This is a genomic window from Nocardioides sp. NPDC023903 (assembly GCF_040639295.1).
Lineage (GTDB): Bacteria > Actinomycetota > Actinomycetes > Propionibacteriales > Nocardioidaceae > Nocardioides.
This window is the reverse complement of sequence record NZ_JBEZZS010000032.1, coordinates 17828-38557: the sequence shown is the minus strand read 5'-3', so window position 1 is coordinate 38557 and position 20730 is coordinate 17828. Positions and strand designations below refer to the sequence as shown.

At 65.2% G+C, this 20730-nt stretch carries 16 protein-coding genes; 3 read left to right on the top strand and 13 right to left on the bottom strand.

What is annotated here, in order from left to right:
* Positions 1–18 precede the first annotated feature (18 nt).
* The 5 genes from AB0F44_RS24485 to AB0F44_RS24465 all read right to left on the bottom strand — a co-directional run bounded on the left by AB0F44_RS24485 (position 19) and on the right by AB0F44_RS24465 (position 5366).
* Positions 19–2226 carry a xanthine dehydrogenase family protein molybdopterin-binding subunit gene (locus AB0F44_RS24485; protein WP_357359269.1) on the bottom strand — a complete coding sequence of 736 codons (2208 nt, stop codon included), beginning with the start codon at positions 2224–2226 and terminating at the stop codon, positions 19–21.
* The gene (locus AB0F44_RS24480) at positions 2223–3203 is read right to left on the bottom strand and encodes a xanthine dehydrogenase family protein subunit M (RefSeq protein ID WP_357359268.1); all 981 of its coding nucleotides are present in this window, start codon (positions 3201–3203) and stop codon (positions 2223–2225) included. Before AB0F44_RS24480 ends, AB0F44_RS24485 begins: the two co-directional genes overlap by 4 nt.
* Positions 3204–3207: 4 nt before the next feature.
* Positions 3208–3825 (bottom strand): (2Fe-2S)-binding protein, encoded by a 618-nt coding sequence (locus AB0F44_RS24475; protein WP_357359267.1) that lies wholly within the window; start codon positions 3823–3825, stop codon positions 3208–3210.
* 79 nt (positions 3826–3904) lie between these two features.
* Positions 3905–4312, bottom strand: coding sequence for a cupin domain-containing protein (locus tag AB0F44_RS24470; protein WP_357359266.1), 408 nt, complete (start codon positions 4310–4312; stop codon positions 3905–3907).
* A 25-nt stretch (positions 4313–4337) separates the two neighbouring features.
* The gene (locus tag AB0F44_RS24465; protein ID WP_357359265.1) at positions 4338–5366 is read right to left on the bottom strand and encodes a zinc-dependent alcohol dehydrogenase family protein; all 1029 of its coding nucleotides are present in this window, start codon (positions 5364–5366) and stop codon (positions 4338–4340) included.
* A gap of 140 nt (positions 5367–5506) precedes the next feature.
* On the opposite strand from AB0F44_RS24465, the gene AB0F44_RS24460 reads away from it, so the two are divergent.
* Positions 5507–6391, top strand: a complete 885-nt coding sequence (locus AB0F44_RS24460) for a helix-turn-helix transcriptional regulator (RefSeq protein WP_357359264.1) — start codon at positions 5507–5509, stop codon at positions 6389–6391.
* 424 nt (positions 6392–6815) lie between these two features.
* On the opposite strand, the gene AB0F44_RS24455 is transcribed toward AB0F44_RS24460, so the two are convergent.
* Genes AB0F44_RS24455 through AB0F44_RS24440 form a run of 4 tightly spaced genes read right to left on the bottom strand, consistent with a single transcriptional unit; the run spans position 6816 to position 10911 of the window.
* Positions 6816–7646, bottom strand: coding sequence for a MaoC family dehydratase N-terminal domain-containing protein (locus AB0F44_RS24455; protein ID WP_357359263.1), 831 nt, complete (start codon positions 7644–7646; stop codon positions 6816–6818).
* On the bottom strand, positions 7646–8848 hold the full coding sequence (locus AB0F44_RS24450; RefSeq protein ID WP_357359262.1) for a CaiB/BaiF CoA-transferase family protein: 1203 nt from the start codon (positions 8846–8848) through the stop codon (positions 7646–7648). Before AB0F44_RS24450 ends, AB0F44_RS24455 begins: the two co-directional genes overlap by 1 nt.
* 15 nt (positions 8849–8863) lie before the next feature.
* A complete protein-coding gene (locus AB0F44_RS24445) occupies positions 8864–9742 on the bottom strand; it encodes a CoA ester lyase (RefSeq protein WP_357359261.1) in 879 nt (292 codons plus the stop codon).
* The gene (locus tag AB0F44_RS24440) at positions 9742–10911 is read right to left on the bottom strand and encodes an acyl-CoA dehydrogenase family protein (protein ID WP_357359260.1); all 1170 of its coding nucleotides are present in this window, start codon (positions 10909–10911) and stop codon (positions 9742–9744) included. The genes AB0F44_RS24445 and AB0F44_RS24440 overlap by 1 nt, the downstream gene beginning before the upstream one ends.
* A 122-nt stretch (positions 10912–11033) precedes the next feature.
* On the opposite strand from AB0F44_RS24440, the gene AB0F44_RS24435 reads away from it, so the two are divergent.
* Together AB0F44_RS24435 and AB0F44_RS24430 are read left to right on the top strand one after the other, a co-directional pair.
* Complete coding sequence (locus tag AB0F44_RS24435; RefSeq protein WP_357359259.1) at positions 11034–12020, top strand: LysR substrate-binding domain-containing protein; 987 nt, start codon at positions 11034–11036, stop codon at positions 12018–12020.
* A gap of 176 nt (positions 12021–12196) precedes the next feature.
* A complete protein-coding gene (locus AB0F44_RS24430) occupies positions 12197–13309 on the top strand; it encodes a zinc-binding dehydrogenase (protein WP_357359258.1) in 1113 nt (370 codons plus the stop codon).
* 246 nt (positions 13310–13555) lie between these two features.
* Here the strand turns inward: AB0F44_RS24430 and AB0F44_RS24425 are convergent, their stop codons facing one another.
* From AB0F44_RS24425 to AB0F44_RS24410, 4 genes are all read right to left on the bottom strand, one after another.
* Positions 13556–14968, bottom strand: coding sequence for an aspartate aminotransferase family protein (locus tag AB0F44_RS24425; protein ID WP_357359257.1), 1413 nt, complete (start codon positions 14966–14968; stop codon positions 13556–13558).
* Positions 14969–15047: 79 nt separating this feature from the next.
* Positions 15048–16139, bottom strand: a complete 1092-nt coding sequence (locus AB0F44_RS24420; RefSeq protein ID WP_357359256.1) for a class II histone deacetylase — start codon at positions 16137–16139, stop codon at positions 15048–15050.
* Positions 16140–16334: 195 nt separating this feature from the next.
* Positions 16335–19322, bottom strand: coding sequence for an FAD-binding and (Fe-S)-binding domain-containing protein (locus AB0F44_RS24415; protein WP_357359255.1), 2988 nt, complete (start codon positions 19320–19322; stop codon positions 16335–16337).
* Complete coding sequence (locus tag AB0F44_RS24410; RefSeq protein ID WP_357359254.1) at positions 19271–20719, bottom strand: aldehyde dehydrogenase family protein; 1449 nt, start codon at positions 20717–20719, stop codon at positions 19271–19273. The genes AB0F44_RS24415 and AB0F44_RS24410 overlap by 52 nt, the downstream gene beginning before the upstream one ends.
* Positions 20720–20730 lie beyond the last annotated feature (11 nt).

Genomic DNA, 20730 nt, shown 5'->3' with positions numbered 1-20730 from the left:
CCGCCCGCCTGAGGTGGCTCACAAGAGGCTGTCGATGGTGATCGGCAGATCCCGGACCCGGCGCCCGGTGGCGTGGAAGACCGCGTTGGCGATGGCCGGAGCGACGCCGCAGATGACGACCTCGCCGAGTCCCTTGACGCCGATGGGGTCGGGGTAGTCGTCGCGGCCGCCGAGGTAGATCGCCTTCAGGTCCGGTACGTCCGCGTTGACAGGCACCAGGTAGTCGGCGAGGTTCGCGTTGACGATGCGCCCGTCGCGGTGGTCGGTGACCGTGTGCTCGAGCAGTGCCTTGCCGATGCCGCCGACCATGCCGCCCAACGCCTGGCTCTCGGCCAACCGGGGGTTGATGATGCGTGCGGCATCGTAGACGCCGAGCATGCGGCGCACCCGCACCAGGCCGAGCTGGGCGTCGACGCCGACCTCGGCGAAGACAGCACCGTAGGCCCAGGCCGACTTCGTCGCCTCCTCGCGCGGGGAGAAGAGACCGGTGGCCTGGATCCGGGTCCGGCCGTTACGCGCCATGAGCGCACGGTAGGTCTCGCCACGGCTGGCATCGTTCCGCAGCTGCAGCCGACCCCGGCGTACGACGATGTCGGCCGGGTCGGCGCCGTTCAGCGGTGAGACGGGGTCGTTGACCGCGAGGTCGATCGCCTCGCGGCGTAACTTGTCGGCGCCGTTCTGGACCGCTGAGCCGACACTGGCCATGGTCATCGAACCACCATGTGGCGGGGTCGCGGGCATGACGGAGTCCCCGAGCCGGAAGTCGACGTCGTCGAGCGTCAGGCCGAGGGCGTCGGCCGCAATCTGGGTCATCGAGGTGTACGTCCCCGGACCCATGTCACTGGTGGCCGACTCGACGAGCGCCGAGCCGTCGATCCGGAGCCTGACGCGCGCACGGGCCGGCGCGACCGAGGTGTGGTAGAGGGCGCTGGCCATGCCGATGCCGACCTGCCAGTCGCCGTCACGGGTCGAGGCCGGCTCGGGGTTGCGCCGCGACCAGCCGAACTCACGCGCACCGACGTCGTAGCACTCCAGCAGCCGGCGGGTCGAGAACGGCAGACCCGACGACTCGTCCTCGGTCGGCTCGTTGCGGCGGCGCAGCTCGATCGGGTCGATGCCCACCTCGTAGGCGAGCTCGTCCATCGCGGTCTCGATCACATGGTCACCGGTCGCTGCCCCGGGGCCACGCATCCAGATCGGGGTGTTCACGTCCAGCGGCACGGTGCGGTAGTCCTGGCGTACGTTGGGCGTGCTGTATTTCATCTGGCCCGCCGAGAGCACCGCCTCGGAGAACGTCTCATAGCTCGACGTCTCCGCGCGCACGACGTGGTCGGTCGCCAGCAGACGGCCATCACGGTCCGCGCCCACCGTCAGCTGGTAGCGGTATGCGGGCCGGAAGCCGGTGTTGAAGTACATCTGTCGCCGGGCCAGCACCAGCTTGACCGGGCGGTCCACCTCGCGCGCCGCCACCGCGGCGATGACGGTGTTCGGCCAGGTGCGCAGACCGCTGCCGAAGGCCCCGCCGACGTAGGGCGACAGCACGCGGACGTCGTCCTGAGCCAGGCCGAAGACCGCTGCCAGCTCGACCTGGGTGCCGTCGCCGACCCACTGGGTCTTGTCCCACACGGTGAGCTTGTCGTCCTCCCAGCGGGCGATGGTGGCGTGCGGCTCCATCGGGTTGTGGTGGTTGCGCGAGAGGTTGTAGGTCAGGTCGAGCCGGACCGGAGCGTCGGCCAGCGCGGCCTCCACGTCACCACGCGAGTAGTTGGTCGGCTCGTCGGGGGTGCCGTCCTCCAGCTCAGTGGTCGGCGACTCCTCGTCATAGCTGACCTCCACGAGACGAGCACCGTGCTGTGCCGCCTCGAGGGTCTCGGCGACCACTACGGCGATCGGGTGGCCGAAAAAGAGCACCCGGTCGTTCTGGAAGACGCGGATCCGCTCACCGGGAAGGTTGTTGGAGCCCGCGTTCTCCCGGTAGGGCAGCTTCGGCGCGTTCTCGTGGCTGACCACTCCCAGAACGCCCTCATGTGCTTCGGCTGCTGAGGTGTCGATCCCGGTGATGCGGCCGCGACCGATGGTGGCGTCCACGATCGCGGCGTACGCCATGTTCTCGATGCCGTGCTCGTGGCCGTGGTCGGCAGCGTACGGTGCCTTGCCGGTGACCTTCAGGCGCCCGTCGATGCGGACCTTCGGCTCACCGACAACTACCTCGGGCTGGCTGCTCATCGGCGTCCTCCTACCACTCGCAGCTGTCGCTCGACCGTGCGCTCGAGCAGGTCGACCTTGAACTCGTTGTCAGAGAGCGGCTCCGCGCCCTCGGCGGCACGAGCCGCCGCCGTACGCCACAGCTCATCGCTGAGGCGTTGCCCGACGAGCGCCTTCTCGACGCCGCGGAGCCGCCACGGCACCGTCCCCACTCCCCCGGCAGCGACCTTCGCAGACTCGATCACCCCGCCGCGTACGCTCAGGGCGACAGCCGCCGAGGTCAGCGCGAACTCATAGCTCTGCCGGTCGCGGACCTTCAGATAGCCCGAGCGCAGCGGCTTCGGCTGGGCCGGGATCTCGATGCCGGTGATCAGCTCGTCCTCGCCCAGGTCGTGCTCGCGCTCAGGATGACGCCCGGGGCGGAGCAGGAAGTCCTCCAGCGTCACGACCCGACGTCCGCGCGAACCCTGCAGGTGCACGATGGCGTCCAGCGCAACCAGAGCGACGGCGAGGTCGGACGGGTGCGTGGCCACGCACGAGGACGACCCGCCCAGGATGGCGTGGGTGCGGTTGTGGCCCTCGATGGCGGCACAGCCCGAACCCGGTTCACGCTTGTTGCAGGCCGCGGAGACGTCGCGGAAGTAGGTGCAGCGGGTGCGCTGCATGATGTTGCCACCGATGGTGGCCATGTTGCGCAGCTGAGCCGACGCGCTCAGCTCCAGGGCCTCAGAGACGACCGGGATCTCGTTGCGGATACGGCGGTCGGCCGCGGCCTCCGACATGGTCACCAGCGCGCCGATCATCAGGCCGCCGCTCGGCGTCGGGCTGATCCGCTTCAGCGGCAACGCTGAGATGTCGACCAGCGTCTCGGGCCGCTCGACCTCCTCGCGCATGAGATCGACCAGGGTCGTGCCGCCGGCGATGAACCGGCCACCGCTCCGAGCGGCCGCGATTGCCTCACGCGGACTCTCGGCCCGCAGATACTCGAACGGGTACATCGCTTCACGCCCCCTTGCCTGCGGCCTGCTGCACCGCATCGACGATCTTCACGTAGCAACCGCAGCGGCAGATGTTGCCGCTCATCCACTCGCGGATCTCGTTCTCGGAGCCGGTGTGGCCCTCCCGGATGCACCCGACGCCGGACATGATCTGACCCGGCGTGCAGAAGCCGCACTGCAGGGCGTCGTTGTCGATGAACGCCTGCTGTAGCGGGTGCAGCTGGTCGCCGTCGGCGAGCCCCTCGATCGTGGTGACCTCGGCACCGTCCATGCGCACGGCGAGCGTCAGGCAGGCGTTGACCCGCCGCCCGCCCACCAGGACGGTGCACGCGCCGCACGCGCCGGCGTCGCAGCCCTTCTTCGTACCGGGCTGGTCCAGGTGTTCACGCAGCAGATCCAGCAAGGAGGTGCGGTTGTCGACGTCAACGACATGCCGCCGGCCGTTGACCCGCAGCGTCACGGTGCGGCTCGGTCCGTCGGCCGCCGCCGGGCCCGCCGCGACGGACACCCCCGCGGAGACCGCTACCGCACCCGCGGTCGTGGCGCCAGAGGCCGCGATGAACGTACGCCGCGACAGACCTCCTCGACCTGCTTGCTCTTCGGCGGTGGGTTCTGTCGACATGCATGCTCCTTCACGAGTTTCGGGCAAGGGGTGATCACTGTGGCGGCGGGCCGCGAAAGCCGGCCGAAAACGGACGGGATCAGACGGGTAGTGCGGCGGCGTACTCCTCGTCGGTCACAGGCGTCAGCCAGTGCACGACCGGGTGGTCGTCGTCGCCCTCGTTGATGGCGATGTGCACCATCAGCCGGTTGGGGGCGGCGCCGTGCCAGTGCTCCTCGTCGGCCTCGAAGAGCACCCGGTCGCCCGGACGGATGACCTCGATGGGACCGCCGCGGCGCTGGCACAGGCCCACGCCTTCGGTGACGAAGACGGTCTGGCTCAGCGGGTGCCGGTGCCAGTGGGTCCGTGCGCCGGGCATGAAGTGCACCAGGCTGGCGGTGAGCCGCGACGGTGCCGGGGATGCGGCGACCTGGTCGACGTAGACGTCGCCGGTGAACCAGTCGGCCGGCCCCTTGAAGGTGTCGATCGAGCTTCGGGTGATCTGCATCTGTTTCGTTCTCTCTCAGGCTTCCTCAGGCGCCGGTGGTGAGCAGGACCTTGGTGGCCTGGCGCTTGTCCATGGCGGCGTACGCCTCGGCCGCGGACTCGAGCGGGAGGGTCAGGTCGAAGACCTCGCCCGGGTTGATCTGGTCGCTCATGATCAGCTCGACCAGGTCGGGCAGGAAACGGCGTACGGGCGCCGGGCCGCCATGCAGGTGGATGCCCGAGAAGAACAGCTCCAGACCGTCGAGCGAGACGTCGTGGGAGACCCCGACGTAGCCGACATGGCCACCGGGGCGGGTGGCGCGGATCGCCTGGTTCATCGACTCCTGGGTGCCGACGGCCTCGATCACCGAGTGCGCCCCGAGCCCACCGGTGAGCTCCTTGATCCTCTCGACTCCGGCGTCGCCGCGCTCCTCGACGATGTCGGTCGCACCGAACTTCCGGGCAAGGGCCTGCCGGTCGGCGTGCCGGCTCATCGCGATGACCCGCTCGGCACCGAGCCGCTTGGCGGCCAGGATCCCGAGGAGGCCGACCGCGCCGTCGCCGACCACGGCGACGGTCTTGCCGGGGCCGGCCTCGGCGGCGACGGCCGCGAACCAGCCGGTGCCGAGGACGTCGGAGGCGGCCAGCAGGCTCTTCGCCTGGGCCTCGGTCGGCTCGCCGGGAACGACCACGAGGGTTCCGTCGGCCAGGGGGATGCGCGCCTTCTCGGCCTGGGTGCCGATGCCACCGTGCACGAACTCGGCGTGCACGCACCGCGACTGGTAGCCGGCCTGGCAGATCTCACAGGTGTTGTCCGAGATCACGAACGACCCGACGACGAAGTCGCCCGGCTGCAACGTGGTGACCTCGGCGCCGACCTCCTCGACCACACCGACGTACTCATGCCCCATCAACAGACCCTCGGCAGGCTCCTGGCCGCGGTAAGGCCACAGGTCCGAACCGCACACACACGCCGCGGTCACCCGGATGACCGCATCGGTCGGGGCCTCGATCTTCGGGTCTTGGCGGTCCTCAACCCGTACGTCGCCGGGTCCGTGCATCACTACTCCACGCATGCTGCTCCTCCGTCAAAGTTCGTCGTGGGATTCATCCCACGAGATAAGTCAACGTCGCTTCAGTCGAACACGAAAGGCACTGTCGAGGGGTGCCCCACGAGGGCACCCTTGGACGAAGAAAGCCGTTCTATTCTTGGGGAATGGACAACCGAGCAGAGGTACGCGAGTTCCTCATCACCCGCCGGGCCAAGGTGACTCCGCAGGACGCCGGGCTCCCACCCGGGCCCAACCGACGGGTCCCCGGGCTGCGCCGCTCCGAGGTGGCCCTGCTCGCCGGCGTCAGCGTCGAGTACTACGCCCGCCTCGAGCGCGGCGCGATCGGCGGCGCCTCCGCCTCCGTCCTCGACGCCATCTCCAACGCGCTCCAGCTCAACGACACCGAACGGGCCCACCTGCTCGACCTCGCCCGCACCGCCGACGGCATCCCCACCTCAGCGCGAGCCCGACGCCGGACCTCGAAACCCGCTCCCCCACGGCCGTCGCTGCAGTGGGCGCTCGACTCGATCACCGATGGGATCGCGTTCGTCCGCGACACCCACCAGAACCTGCTCGCCACCAACCCGCTCGGACGCGCCTTCTACGCGCCGCTGATCGGCGACGGCGGGCGCACGCCCAACCTGGCCAGGTTCCAGTTCCTCGACCCGGCATCGCGCGACTTCTACCCCGACTGGGACCTCTTCGCCGAGATGTGCGTCGCGATCATGCGTACCGAGGCCGCCCGCGACCCACACGACCGCGTCTTCCAAGACCTCGTCGGTGAGCTGTCCACCCGCAGCGACACCTTCCGCCGCCTGTGGGGCGCCCACGACGTACGCCAGCACGGCGCCGGCACCAAACGCTTCCACCACCCCGAGGTCGGCGAGGTCACCCTCGCCTACGAAGAGCTCGCCGTCACCGCCGAGCCCGGCCAGGTCCTGATGGTCTACACCGCCGAACCCGGCTCACCCTCAGCCGACCGCCTCAAGCTGCTTTCTTCGCTGGCCGCCGACCTCCCGACGTACGCCGCTGGAAGCAGCTCTGCCTGAGACTCGGCCGTTCATACTCGATCGGGGCTGGGTTATCTCGTCGCCATACGTCCGCCCACGCGAAGGAACCCGCCTCTAGGCATGCCCTGTCTGCGGTCTTCAGGGCAGGCGCCACCGCCTAAATGAAGGGCCTCGCCCGCGAAGTCGCTCCGCACGGCGTGACCGCCAACTGTGTGGCGCCCGCCCTCATCGAAACACCCCATCGGACGGGAAGTGCGGTGACACACAACGGATCAAGCGAGACAGCGTGCGGCCCTCTCGCCGCTCGGGCGCATGGGCACTCAGGAGTAGGTCGCAGCGACGGTTGCGTCTCTCGCCTCTGAGCAGGCCGTCTTCATCACCGGCACCTCCGTCTTTGTCGACGGCGGTCTGGGCGAGTCGTTGTTCTGACGTCGAGGGGTTTATCGAACGCCAAGATCTGTTGTCAGACGCTGATCACGGTGCCCGATGCCGTCCGGCGGCCCGTGACATCGCGCGCCGTCGTGGTCCACGAGCCCAATCCTGGGTCGGCTCGTACTATGAGGCCTTGATGATCGAACAGGGGCGCGATCAAGGTGTACTCGAACGTGGCTGAGAAGCCCACTGGCATGGCACCCTGCGCCCTGGCACGCTCCGCCATCGCCATTGCTTGCAATGGCCCATGTGTAACCAGCCCTGGGTAGCCCTCGACCGTGCCCGCATAGTCGCGGTCGTAGTGGATACGGTGGGCGTTGTAGGTCAATGCGGAGAAACGGAACAGGAGTGTGGGACTGACCGGAATGCTCCAGTCGCCTTCCCGGCGTTGTACCACTTCCGGAGACGGTTCATCGGCATCGTCGGCACCTCGGGCAGATGGCTCACGGTAGACGATGTCCTGCCTCTCTCGAACTGCTGTGTCGCCGCGCTGCACGACTTCGTGTTCGACGGTGACGAACATAAGCGGGCCAGTGCGACCCTTCTTGCGTACGACGCGGTCAATCTTGCTTCGTCGGGACGCCAGTTCGCCGACGCGAAGCGGCCGCACTGATTGCACCATTCCCCCGGCCCACATCCGACGCAGACCGGTAGCCGGCGGCGTAGGAAAGGCATTGCGCACAGGATGTCCGTCATCTCCGAGGTCTCGCTGGTGAGGGCGGTCGAGCAGGTAAAGCCAATGCCACGTCAACGGCAGAGCTTCGCCGGACTCGAAATCGGGACAGGAGACGTCGAGAAGCTCCGAGAGTGCCAGCGCCGGACCTGGCATCAGGATCTCGGCGATTTCACGGATCTCGGTCATCACTCGTTCTCCAGGTTCCGGTTCGCAGTACCCGCAGGCACCCGACGGGCGGCGCCGTTGCGGTCTCCGCCCACCGCGAACTCCTTCCGAAGAGCCTCGGAGTGCTGTCCGAGTGACGGAACCGCTCGCATGGGCGCCTCTTGCCCGTGCACCTGCACTGGCGGTAGAAGTGCGCGCACGGGACCGCTGGGCGTGGCGACCTGGCGCCACCTTTCGCGAGCCTCCAGCTGTGGATGGCTGAAGAACTCCTCCGGCGTCCGCAGACGCGCGCACGCGATGCCTACCTCCTCCAACTGGCCTATCACCTCGTCGACCGAGCACTCCGCCAGCGCCGTTTCGATGACCGTCGTGATGTCAGCCTGGTGGACCACACGTTCTGAGTTGCGGGCATAGCGAGGGTCATCGACCATGTCGGGACGGCGAAGCACTTTACGACACAGAATGCCCCACTCACGATCGTTCTGAATTCCGAGAAAGACCGAGCCGTCCTTGACCCGCTGCGGCCCGTACGGAGCGATCGAGGCGTGCCGGGCCCCTGTGCGCACGAAGGGCTGGCCGCCATAAGCACTGAGGTAGGTCGGCTGCATCATCCACTCACCGATCGCGTCCAGCATCGCGACCTCGAGCGTGGCGCCCCGGCCGGTGCGCTCCCGATCGTAGAGCGCTGCCAAGATGCCGGAGTAGGCGTACATGCCGGTGGCGATGTCCACGACAGAGATGCCTACTTTGGCCGGCTGATCGGGGGTACCGGTCACCGACAGCAGCCCGGACTCGCACTGCACGAGCAGGTCATAGGCCTTCTTGGCTGCATACGGTCCATCGGAGCCGTAGCCGGAGATCGAACAATGGATGAGCCCAGGGCATCGAGCCCGCAGAGTCGCGGCGTCGAGGCCGAGGCGCGCAACAGCTCCGGGCAACAGATTCTGGACGAGCACGTCTGCTTGGTCGATGATGCTGAGAAGCAACGCACGGTCTGGTTCGTCCTTGAGATCAAGCTCAATGCTCTCCTTGCCGCGATTGAGCCAGACGAAGTAGCTGGCTTCGCCATGAACGGAGCGGTCGTACTGACGCGCGAAGTCGCCGGACGCCGGACGCTCTACCTTGATCACTCGGGCGCCGAGGTCGGCCAGATGCCTCGTCGCGAGCGGTGCAGCCACAGCGTGCTCAAGTGCAACAACGGTGATTCCTTCGAGGGGCAGCATGGGAATCCTTCATGGTTAGCGGCGAGGTGAGTCGGCGGCGCCGGGCACCCTCGCCAGGATTGAGTGGGCACGAGCGAGGACGGGCCTATCGATCATGGCTCCCTGCCACTGGAAGGCTGCAGCAGATTCACCAGCTGCCTCGCGCGCGGCGACGGCGTCAAGCAGGCCCCTAGCCCAAGAGACTTCAGCTGGATCGGCAAGAAAGGCAGCGTTGACTGCGCCTAGCTGCCGTGGGTGGATGCACATCTTCCCGGCGAATCCCAGGGACTTGGCTCGTCGCGCCTCTCGGCCTATGGCATCGGTGTCGTCGGTGACAATCGTGACGCCATCAAGCGGCCCTGGTAGTCCCCCGGCACGCGAAGCCGTCACGAGCAGCGAGCGAGCCATCAGCATCGCCTCGTCAGTCTCCGAAGCGGAGATGTCGACGGCGTAGTCGATGGATCCGAAGGCGAGCCGCCCGACGTACCCCGAGGCGGCGATCTCGTTGGCCCGCACGATGCCGACCGCAGTCTCGATGAGGGCGATGACGCCGACCGTTTCCGGGATGTGTCGCTTGACGAATGCCAGGTGATCAGGGTCTTCCGACCTGGGCAACATCACCCCCTCGAGACCAGGAAGTGACGAAATTGCCTCGAGGTCGCGTGCATGCCACGTCGTGCCAGCGCCGTTCACCCGCACCCAGGTCCGCTCCTGGCCATCATCGAGCCACGAAACCACCTTGGTGCGCGCGTCCGCCTTGGCCCCCGGGGCAACCGCATCCTCTAGATCGATCACGATACGGTCTGCCGCGGAGGCTGCAGCCTTGGCGAATCTATCGGGCCGGTCACCTGGCACGAAGAGCCAAGTGACCGCCTGCCGCCAGGCCGGCGTACCCAGCGAGCGCACCTCGGTCATCACCGGATCGGGTTGCGGGTGATGAGCTGGCGAGCGATCACGTTGCGTTGAATCTCGTTGGTACCTTCGCCGACGATCATGAGCGGAGCATCACGGAAGTAGCGCTCGACGTCGAACTCCGTTGAGTACCCGTATCCGCCATGGATGCGCACCGCGTCGAGAGCGATCTTCATTGCGGCCTCGGAAGCGAACAACTTGGCCATTCCGGCCTCCATGTCAGCGCGCTCGCCGGACTCGTAGCGGCGCGCGGCGAACATGACGAGCTGACGGGCCGCTGTCAGGCTCGTCGCGTTGTCGGCAAGGTAGTTTCCGATCGATTGGTGCTTCCAGATCGGCTTCCCGAACGACTCCCGCTCTTGGGCGTACCGGATGGCGTCTTCCAGTGCCGCCCGTCCGACTCCGAGCGCGCGACTGGCCACCTGGATCCGTCCGATCTCCAAGCCCCGCATCATCTGACTGAAGCCCCGGCCCTCTTCAGACCCGAGGAGGTTGCCGGCAGGCACCCGGAGATCTTCGAATGAAAGCTCGCAACTTTCAACGCCCTTGTATCCGAGCTTGGGCAGATCCCGTGAGACCTGGAATCCGGGCCCCTTCTCGACCAACAGGATGCTGATGCCGCGATGGGCCGGGACGGCATCCGGGGCTGTCTTGCACAGCAATGCGATCAGGTCGGAACGTCGGGCGTTCGTGATCCAGGTCTTGGATCCGTTGACGACGTAGTCGTCACCCTCCCGCTTAGCTGTTGTCCGGATGGCCTGAAGATCGGAGCCCCCACCAGGCTCGGTCAGAGCCATGGTCGCTCTCACCTCACCGGTCGCCATTCGAGGCAGATAGCGGTTCCTCTGCTCTTCTGTGCCGAAGGCGATCAGGAGTTTCGAAACGACGGTGTGTCCACCCATCGCACCCGCAAGGCTCATCCATCCCCGCGCCAGTTCCTCGGTCACAGCCGCGTAGCAGGGTGCCGACACACTTGCTTCGCCCCATGGCTCCGGGATCACCAGCCCGAAGATCCCGAGCTCCTTCATTTGCTCGATCAACGCCTCCGGATAAGCATTTGCATGCTCGAGCTCCTGCACCGTCGGCCTCACTTTGCGTTCGACGAAGTCGCGGACAACCTCGACAATCGCCGTCTCCTCGGCGTCGAGCTCCAGGTCACTGATGTCCAGCATGTCACTCCAGTCGTTCGGTTCCGCTCGGACTCGCTCCATGACTATCAGTGATCTGATAGCCTCGCCAATGCCAATCCGTGATGACAACATGGCTGCAATTGATGGCCACGAGGGGAGCGACCATGGAACTGAAGCAGCTCACCGCTCTGGTGACGGTCGCCGAGGCAGGCAGCGTGACAAAGGCCGCCGAACGCCTGCGTCTGGTGCAGCCAGCCGTCACTAGACAGATCCAGATGCTCGAGGACGAACTCGGAGTTCCCCTGTTCGTGCGGAGTAGGCAAGGAATGCGGACCACCGACGCAGGGGCCGTCATGGTGGAGCGAGCGCGTCGCGCGCTCATCGAACTCGAGCGGGCACGCGCAGAGTTGCGACAACGTGAGACCGGCCCAGTGACGGGGATCGTCACCATCGGACTACTGGAGTCGGTCATCGATCTCATCGCAACCCGCCTAGTTGCCCGCATGAAGGCCGCGCATCCCGAGGTGGACCTACGGGTGATGACGGCGTATTCCGGACATCTGCAGCAATGGCTCGACCAAGGAGACCTGGACCTCTCCCTGCTCTATAACCTGTCCACCTCCCCCTCCATCCACGTGGTGCCATTGCTGGAGGAGCAACTGTGGGCGACCGCGACGAGAGAAGCAGGGCTGAGCCCCGACTCACCGGTAACCTGGACAGATCTGTGCGCGCGACCTCTGGTGCTACCTGTTTCTGGACACGGACTCCGTGTGTTGATCGACCAAGCACTCCCACATACCGGTCCCGAAATCCGGATTGCCGTCGAGACCAACTCGCTCGCACTCCAGAAGAAGTTCGTCGCCGATGGGCACGGGTGGACCGTTCTTCCAGCCGCGGGGATCGCGCAAGACATCGCCAGCGGCCACCTCAGCGGAGCCCCCATCTCTGACCCCGCACTATCGCGCCAAGTCGTGCTCGGCCTCCCCCTGACCGCACGGACACCACCAGCAGTGGAAGCCGTGGCCGGGGTACTTATCGGTCTTATCGACAATTTGGTCCGATCCGGTGAATGGCCGTCCACTCGGCCCTTGGACTGGAACGCCTCACTCCCGCGAGAACAACACCGCCGACCCCAAGACAGTTCAGCCTGACCTACGCCAAGACGCTGCAGGAACGGCCCATGCTCGACGCTTCGGCAGCGCAGTACGCCATGCGGCACCTCGAGTCAGGCTATTGTCGACAGTCGACTAAGCGACTATGGTGATCGCTTCGAGACCCGCTGTCGACGGGCTCGCGGCCACCTACCTCTTCTCGCAGAAAGAGACTCATGATTCCCACTCAGATGGCTGGTGTCGTTCTGGTCGGCCACGGCGGACTGGACAAGCTCGTCTATCGAGACGACGTTTCCGTCCCGAGCCCCGGCCCCGGCGAGGTGCTGCTCCGCGTGCGCGCGTCAAGCATCAACAACACCGACCTCAACACCCGAACCGGCTGGTACAGCCCTAGTGTCACGACCGGTCTCACTGAAGACCTCGGCGCACGAGGGCTCGAAGGCGAACGCAACGAGCGGCTTGCCAGCGAAGCCCGGGTTGCAATCGGATTCCCTCGCATTCAAGGCGCCTCAATTGCCGGTGACGTCGTCGCCGTCGGCGCGGACGTCGACCGAGCCCGGATCGGCGACCGCGTCGTTGTAGACCCCGTGATCCGAGACTACGCCCTCCCGGAATGGGGCCGGGGCGTCCAGTTTGTCGGAAACAACACCGACGGCGGATACGCCCAGTTCGCAACAGTTCCCAGCGTCAACGCACGGCGTGTCGAATCCGACTTGTCGTACGCCGAGCTCTCCTGCATTCCTTGCGCCTACAGCACCGCCGAAGAGATGCTCGTCCGCATCGACCTCAAGCAGGACGAGCTCGTCCTCGTCACGGGCGCCTCTGGCGGCGTCGGCTCGGCATTGATCGAACTAGCCCGGTTGCGTGGTGCACGAGTCATCGGTGTCGCCAGCTCGTCAAAGGAAGAGATGGTGCGCTCGCTCGGCGCAGAATGGTTCATCCCTCGTACCGTCACTGACCTCGAGGAGGCAGTGGCACGTATCATCGCCGACACCGGGAGGGTCGACGCTGTCGCAGATGTCGTCGGTGGCGACCACACCCTCGCGCTTCTTCGGGTCCTCCGGCGTGCGGGTCGCTACGTGACCGCCGGGGCCATCGCGGGCCCCCTCGCAACCATCGACCTGCGCGACCTCATCTACAAGGACCTGACAATGATCGGCGTTGCCAATCCCGAGGCCGAGAGCTTCGGAAACCTGGTCGATTACCTCAACCAAGGGCAACTCAAGCCGCTGGTCGACAAGTCCTTCCCACTGGCTGAACTCCGCGAGGCGCAGACATACTTCATGCAGAAGTCGCACATCGGCAACGTCTCCATCGAAATCCCTTGATCCGCCGCTGGATTCCTGAGCAGCGCTTGAGTTCGGCCTCCGGCAATCGGACCCAACCGATCGCCGGCCAAGCGCGGTCCTCGACGGGGCCAACCCGTCATCTCGGCGTCCATTTAGGAGTCGAGCGCGGGCTGCCCATCTACGGGACCCTGGGGCGACGACCTTTCCGGGTCATCGGCCCCAGGGTCTCGGTATACTGGCTCTCGGCACCCTGCATCTCGTCTGCGCCCACTGCAAACGTATAGCTCAGAGGCGTTCGCTGGCCTCGGTGAGTACGGAGTCCAGAACCTGGTAGATCTCATCGAATTGTTTCTGGTCGCAGATTAGCGGCGGTGCCAACTGAATCACCGTGTCGCCTCGGTCATCGGAGCGACAGTAGAGCCCGGCCTCGAAGAGAGCCTTCGACAGGAAGTCACTGAGATCATTGGACTCGGCAGGCCCAAATGCTGCTCTGGTGATTTGGTCCTTGACCAGTTCGATTCCGTAGAAGAATCCGTCGCCACGCACGTCACCGACGATTGGCAGGTCCTTCAGCTTCTCCAGCGTCCTGCGAAACTCGCCCTCGCGTTCGACCACCTTTCGCAGCACACCTTCGTTTTCGAACGCATCCAGATTGGCCATCGCCACCGCCGTCGAGACCGGATGGCCGCCGAAAGTGTAGCCGTGCAGGAACTTCGTGTGCCCCTGAAGGAAGGGCTCCATCAGCCGGTCGGAGGCGACCACCCCGCCAAGTGGTGAGTAGCCGGAAGTGATGCCCTTGGCGAAGGTGATCATGTCGGGCTCATAGTCGTAACGGTCGGCGCCGAAGATGTGGCCGAGCCGACCGAAGGCGCAAATCACCTCATCCGATACCAGCAGGACGTCGTACCTGTCGCAGATCTCGCGCACCCTCTGGAAATAGCCCGGCGGAGGCGGGAAGCAACCCCCAGCGTTCTGCACTGGCTCGAGGAAAACTGCAGCGACGGTGTCGGCACCTTCGCTGAGGATCGCGACCTCGATCTGGTCCGCTGCCCAGCGGCCGAATGCTTCGGGGTCAGAGCCATCCAGAAGGCCGCCAGTGATCGAGTCTGCACGGTAGACATTCGTGTTGGGGACGTGAGCCGTAGATGGAACCAACGGCTCGAACGGCGCCTTGAGGGAGGGAATCCCCGTGATCGAGAGAGCGCCCTGCGTAGTTCCATGGTAGGAGATTGAACGCGAGATGACCTTGTGTTTGCCGGACTTCCCGGACAGCTTGAAGTACTGTTTCGCGAGTTTCCAAGCGGATTCGACCGCTTCCCCGCCGCTCGTCGTGAAGAACACCCTGTTCAGGTCTCCGGGCGCATAGCCTGCGATGCGATGTGCCAACTCGATCGCGCCTGGGTGCGCGTAGCCCCAAAGCGGAAAATACGCCAGCTTCTTGGCCTGTCGCGCTCCCGCTTCGACGAGATCCTCGCGGCCATGACCCAACTGGCTGAGAAAAAGTCCGGACAGCCCGTCCAGATACCTCTTACCGTGCGCGTCGTACACATACGCACCTTCACCACGAACGATCACCGGGACCTCGGAGTCTTGGAATACTCCATGCCGCGTGAAGTGCATCCACAGGTGATCACGGGCAGCCTGCTGCAAACCATCAAGGTTCACGACGGTCGACACTTGACTTTCGACACTTGTCATAATCAGTTCTCCTGTCAGGGGCGTTTTGATGCGCCGAGTTGCGACGTCTCAACTGAAGTTCGAGGACCCATTGACGACGTCAATTCCGTGGGACCAGTTCAAGGTTGCGCGCGGCGGCCGCGATAGCAGAAGCCTGGGTCTCAGTGCAGTCCTGCCCTGGCAAGCGATCGTGGTAAGCCGCGTAGGGGTGATGGATCCCAGTGGATCTCCCTGACAAGGCCTCGATCATGGCGAGCCCGCAGAACGGCACATACTCTGACGAATAGCCACCTTCGTGACTGAAGACGAGCCGACCACCGCAGAGGTTTTCAGCTTCCTCGAGCAGGGCACGCGTGAGCTGCCGGAATCCACTGCTGGTCACCATCATCCGCCCGTGCGGATCGGAAACGCTCGCGTCGAACCCGCTCGCCACCATGATGAGTTCTGGCCGAAACCTTCGAAGGGCAGGGACGACTACCTTGTCGAAGACTTCGACGTAGGCTCCGTTTCCAGATCCAGGCGGAAGCGGAACATTCAGGTTCGCTCCGGAGCCGGCACCAACGCCCAATTCATCCAACCCGCCAGAGTCGGCCGGGAACAGGCCGTCCTGATGGACGGACAAAGTAAGAACGGCGGGATCGTCGTAGTAGATGTCCTGCGTGCCGTTCCCGTGATGCACATCCCAGTCAACGATCGCAACCCGCTCGATCCCGTGGGCCTCGCGTGCATACTCGACCGCAATCGGGATGTTGGCGAACATGCAATAACCCATGCCCTGATCTGGAAGGGCGTGATGACCTGGTGGCCGGACCAACGCATACGCGTTGGCGCAGCGTCCAGTCAGAACCGCCTCTACCGCGGCGATTGTGCCGCCTGCGGAGTACCTGGCAATGTCGTAGGAACCGCGCCCGAACGGGGATAGTCCGTCACCCGCATCCCCGCCTTCGGGCCGCCGGCTCAATTCTTCCATCTTGGAAACGTGGTGTTCAGTGTGGACGCGAAGAAGGTCATTCTTCGATGCGGGCCTCACTGATAATCGCTCAAGGTGCTCTCCCACCCCGGAGACTTCTACGAGACTCGCCAAGCGTGCCTTGGAGGCTGGACTCTCAGAGTTCGGCAGCGGCTGCGAACCAGAATAGTTTCCAGTGTCATGCCAGGAATATCTTTCGAGCCATACGAAACCGGTGATCACTCGTCACCTTCTTGTTTTGAAGATCTATTTGTCCATGCTCATTCGCAACAAAGGTCCCGTCCAATGACATTCGATGATGCCGCCATGCGCAATATTGATGTCGTTGCGCTGGCAGACCTGAGATGCGCCACGCCACTAATCCGTCATCGAAAGAGATGATCGGCGCCAACGGGTTCCCAGAGCTCGTCACCCGCTCTAGTTGAGAGGTGTGCCGAACGCGGAAGGACCGGTATCGAGCAGTTCCGCAAGATGCACGGTCGTCCTGTGGGCGAGCGCGTCGATCTGCGTTCGGCAGGAGAATCCATCCGCCAACACGACGGTGTTCGGCGGCGCCTGCCGTACGGCGGGAAGGAGGTGGTCTTCTGCGATCGCGACGGAGACGTCGTAGTGGCCGCGCTCCACACCGAAGTTTCCCGCCAACCCGCAGCAGCCGTCCACCGTCGTCACGCTGGCGCCAGTCGCCTCCAGCAGCGCGAGATCCGCGGACCATCCGAAGATTGCTCTATGGTGACAATGCGGTTGTGCAAGGATCTCGACGCCCGCAAGGCGGGGTGCCTGATAGTCAGGATCGGACTGGAGCAGTTCGGCGAGGGTGCTGACCGCACTTGCCACCTCCCTCGCCTCTGGAGTGTCGACCAGTTCCGCGAGGTCTGACCTGAGTGCTGCTGTGCAAGAGGGCTCGAGGCCCAGCACTTTCATCCCTCTTTCGACGAATGGGTGCAGCACCTTCGCTGTGTCGCGTAGCCGACGGCGAGCCCCCGTGAGCTGACCGGTCGAGATCCAGGTCAGCCCACAACAGATCCTGCGGTTCGGCACATGGACCCGATAACCCGCGGCCTTCAGCACCGACAGCACCGCCGCGAGGCTCCGTGGGGCAAAGCTGTCCGAGAAGGTGTCAACGAAGAGCACGACATCCTTGCTCGTTGTCGCCGGCTCCCCATGACCGCTCGACCTCCGCACTTCTGAGTTCCGGGACCACTCGGCGCGGGCGTGGCGCCCCGCTAGTGCTGGGATCGATCGCCGTTCGTCGATCCCGGCGAGCCACGCAAGCAGGGACGGGGTCCCACGCTTGCTGACCGCGTTGAACAGCGCTGGCGCCAACCCCGCCGCACGGAGCCAGAGCGGTAGGAAGCCCAGAGAGTAGTGTGACCTCGGGCGGAGGCGTCGCCGGTACTTCTGGTGTAGAACCTCCGCCTTGTACTTCGCCATGTCGACGCCTGTAGGGCAGTCGCTACGACATGCCTTGCAACTCAGGCACAGCTCGAGGGCGTCGGCGACCGCTGATGATGCCAGGCCCGCCGGACCGAGGTTTCCTGAGACGGCGTCCTGCAGGACACGCGCTCGGCCTCTAGTTGAGTCCTTCTCCTCCCGGGTAGCACGGAACGAGGGACACATCGCCGTGCCAGAGTTCGCAGTGGGGGCGACGCATCGACCCACGCCGGTGCATCGATGCACTGCCCCGACGAGGTCTTCGGAGTCGTCAGGATAAAGGAAGGCCAGTGCGTTTGATGGCGACTGAGGTTTCGAATAGCGGACATCGGCAATCGCCGCCGCGGGGTCGACAATCACCCCCGGATTGAAGAGGCCATTCGGATCAAAGTGGCGTTTGACCTCGGCGAATAGATCGAGAACCTCTGGCGCGTACATGTATTTGAGCAGTTCGCTTCGCGCACGCCCGTCACCGTGCTCGCCGGACATCGAGCCTCCGTACTTGGCGACCAGGTGCGCCGCATCCGTGAGGAAGTCCCCGAAACGCTGTCGTCCTGCGTCGTCTTCGAGTTCGAAGTCGATGCGAACATGCACGCATCCGTCGCCGAAGTGGCCGTACGGCACGCCCTGGTATCGATGTGAGCCGAGAAGGTCCTCGAATTCCTCCAAGTAGGAAGCCAGCTGGCTCGGAGGGACCGCGGCATCCTCCCACCCTGCGTGCGCTGGTCGACCGCTCGACGTTCTCGCAACGAGTCCAGAGCCATCCTCACGGATCCTCCACAGCGCCGCCATCTCGGAAGCGGAGCGCACCACTCGCGAACCGACGGCGTCGCTGGACGCGGCGACACGAGCAGCGGTGTCATTGACCTCCTCCGGCACATCTCCGACGATCTCCACGAAGAGCCACCCAGAACCGCGTGGTAGATCGGGTACTGCGCCGGCACCGCGCTTTGCTCGTACAGCGTCTGTGATGCGCCGGTCGAGCCCTTCACATGCAGTCGGTCCGAATGCGAGCAGTGGAGGCACCGCGGCGGCCGCCGCGATCATGTCTGCGAACCCGAGCACCACCAAGACCCGGTGCGCAGGCTCCTTAACGAGACGGACGTCCGCTTCGACAACGACGCCGAGTGTGCCTTCGGTCCCGACCAGCGCCTTAGTCAAGTCGAAACCGCGCTCGGGGAGCAAGTGCTCGAGTGAATATCCGGAAACTTGTCGGCCAAACCGGCCAAGGTTCGTCCGGATGGTCGCCAAGGACCGCTGCGCTGTTGCCCGCAAGGCTTCCTCGAGAGGCGAAGGGACAAATCCTGCCCTAGCGAGACTTCCGACACCGAGATGTTCGCCGGATGCAGTCAGCAGATCCAACCCCAAGACGTTGTCGCTCGTCCGGCCGTATCCCAGGGCGCGGGATCCACAGGCGTTGTTCCCGATCATCCCGCCAATCGTGCAGCGACTGTGCGATGAAGGATCTGGACCGAAGCGAAGTCCTTCAGCCAGAGCGGCACGCTGCAGGGTCGCGTGCGCTACGCCGGCCTGTACGCGTGCCGTCCTACTCGCAGGGTCGATGGCAAGGACAGAGTTCAGGTACCGGCTGTGGTCGATGACCACGCCAGGGCCGACGGCATTGCCAGCGATCGACGTACCAGCGCCGCGACTCGTGACTGAGACGCCGTTGGCTCGGCATGCCTCCACGATCGCGTCGATCTCGTCGATGCCGCGAGGGAACGCGACCGCTGCGGGAGCGACCCGGTAGATCGAGGCGTCAGATGCGTACAACGACTTCGTGAGCGCGCTGTCATCAATGGACACGCCCTGACGCGTCAGTGTCGTGTTCACCTGCTGGATCGCGTCGAACGACCCTCCTTCAGTTGAGCACTCGCCTGATGACGACACCGACGAGGTCTTCCGCTGGTGATCGGGCCGCATCACTTCGAGAGGATGCAGAGTCGGTTCACCGTCAGTTCGGCCGCGGTCCATTCAGGGCCTTCCTTGGTGTTACCTGAATCGCGAACGCCCCCATACGGCATGTTGTCGGTGCGGAATGCCGGGGCTTCGTTAACTAGGACGCCGCCGAAGTCGAGTCGCTCGGTCGCACGGAGCGCCTTGGAGATGTCGGAAGTGAAGATCGCTGCCTGGAGCCCGTATACGGAGTCATTGGCGAACTCAACCGCTTGGTCGAACCCGTCGACGGCGAGAACACTCAGGACGGGCGCAAACGCCTCCTTCTGCATCAGGTCGGATCTCTGCGACACACCGCTGAGGATGGTTGGCGGCAGCACTCCGTCAGAGCGCCTCTCGCCGCCGGTGTGAACGGAGGCGCCGAGTTCGGTCGCCTGCCCGATCGCGTCCAGGGTCCGCTCGGCCGCCCCGTCGTCGATGACGGGCCCGCAGGTGACCTCGGCATTCCGAGGGTCACCGACACCGATGCCGCCCGAGCGCTCGATGAGCTTCTCGACCAGTGCGTCGTGGATGTCGGCGTGCGCATAGACCCGTTGCACCGAGACGCACGTCTGGCCGGCGAAGCCGAACGCGTTCGGCGTCAGGAGTGCGGCTGCGCGGTCCAGGTCGGCGTCAGGTTCAACGATGGCGGGGCTCGCGTTTCCGAGCTCAAGAAGAACCTTCTTCCTCGGGGCGGTCGAGGCGATGTGCCAACCCACAGCCGCCGATCCCGTGAAGCTGATCGCGGCGACCCGCGGGTCCTCGATGATCGCGGCGCTGATCTCTCGCGGGTCGCCAGGAACGACCGACAGATAGCCTTCGGGGAGGCCCGCAGCCTCGCATATATCGGCGAGCAAGAAGGCGCTGAAGGGCCCCTGAGGTGCTGGCTTCAGCACCACAGGGCAACCCGCTGCGAGGGCCGGCGCCAACTTGTGCGCAACGAGGTTCAGGGGGAAGTTGAACGGGGTGATCGCAGTGACGACCCCGATAGGGCGACCCACGAGGTAGCCGAGCTTGCCCTCCCCCGCCACCGTGGCATCCATCGCTACCGTCGAGTTCGAACGTAGGCGCGCGACCGCCGACGAGAGCTGATAGGTGGTAACCGCGCGGTCGACCTCACCCCGAGCCATGCTGATCGGCTTACCGACCTCGGTGCAGATCATCGCCGCGAGCTCTTCACGCCGCTCCACGAGGCCGTGCGCGATCCGGTCCAGGATCGCCGCACGCTCATGTGCGGGAATCGGCTGGTCGAGTGCCTGGTAGGCCGCCGAGACCGCGTCCAGGGCCTGGTCTGCGCTCGCTTGACTCACCCGGCCGATCACTGTGCCGGCATACGGGTCCACGACCTCGGATGTCACCGTGCTTGTGATTTCGCGATTCCCGATTCGGATGCCGCGGTCGAGGGCGGTACTGGGGGTGGCTGCCACGTTCGTCATATGTCTCTCGT

Excerpts from the sequence above, each read along its gene's own strand:
- AB0F44_RS24460 (WP_357359264.1), top strand. The coding sequence starts at position 5,507 with ATGGACAACCGAGCAGAGGTACGCGAGTTCCTCATCACCCGCCGGGCC.
- AB0F44_RS24415 (WP_357359255.1), bottom strand. The coding sequence starts at position 19,322 with ATGGACCGCGGCCGAACTGACGGTGAACCGACTCTGCATCCTCTCGAA.
- AB0F44_RS24425 (WP_357359257.1), bottom strand. The coding sequence starts at position 14,968 with ATGACAAGTGTCGAAAGTCAAGTGTCGACCGTCGTGAACCTTGATGGT.
- AB0F44_RS24470 (WP_357359266.1), bottom strand. The coding sequence starts at position 4,312 with ATGCAGATCACCCGAAGCTCGATCGACACCTTCAAGGGGCCGGCCGAC.
- AB0F44_RS24465 (WP_357359265.1), bottom strand. The coding sequence starts at position 5,366 with ATGCGTGGAGTAGTGATGCACGGACCCGGCGACGTACGGGTTGAGGAC.
- AB0F44_RS24435 (WP_357359259.1), top strand. The coding sequence starts at position 11,034 with ATGGAACTGAAGCAGCTCACCGCTCTGGTGACGGTCGCCGAGGCAGGC.
- AB0F44_RS24475 (WP_357359267.1), bottom strand. The coding sequence starts at position 3,825 with ATGTCGACAGAACCCACCGCCGAAGAGCAAGCAGGTCGAGGAGGTCTG.
- AB0F44_RS24450 (WP_357359262.1), bottom strand. The coding sequence starts at position 8,848 with ATGCTGCCCCTCGAAGGAATCACCGTTGTTGCACTTGAGCACGCTGTG.
- AB0F44_RS24430 (WP_357359258.1), top strand. The coding sequence starts at position 12,197 with ATGATTCCCACTCAGATGGCTGGTGTCGTTCTGGTCGGCCACGGCGGA.
- AB0F44_RS24445 (WP_357359261.1), bottom strand. The coding sequence starts at position 9,742 with ATGACCGAGGTGCGCTCGCTGGGTACGCCGGCCTGGCGGCAGGCGGTC.
- AB0F44_RS24440 (WP_357359260.1), bottom strand. The coding sequence starts at position 10,911 with ATGCTGGACATCAGTGACCTGGAGCTCGACGCCGAGGAGACGGCGATT.
- AB0F44_RS24485 (WP_357359269.1), bottom strand. The coding sequence starts at position 2,226 with ATGAGCAGCCAGCCCGAGGTAGTTGTCGGTGAGCCGAAGGTCCGCATC.
- AB0F44_RS24410 (WP_357359254.1), bottom strand. The coding sequence starts at position 20,719 with ATGACGAACGTGGCAGCCACCCCCAGTACCGCCCTCGACCGCGGCATC.
- AB0F44_RS24480 (WP_357359268.1), bottom strand. The coding sequence starts at position 3,203 with ATGTACCCGTTCGAGTATCTGCGGGCCGAGAGTCCGCGTGAGGCAATC.
- AB0F44_RS24455 (WP_357359263.1), bottom strand. The coding sequence starts at position 7,646 with ATGACCGAGATCCGTGAAATCGCCGAGATCCTGATGCCAGGTCCGGCG.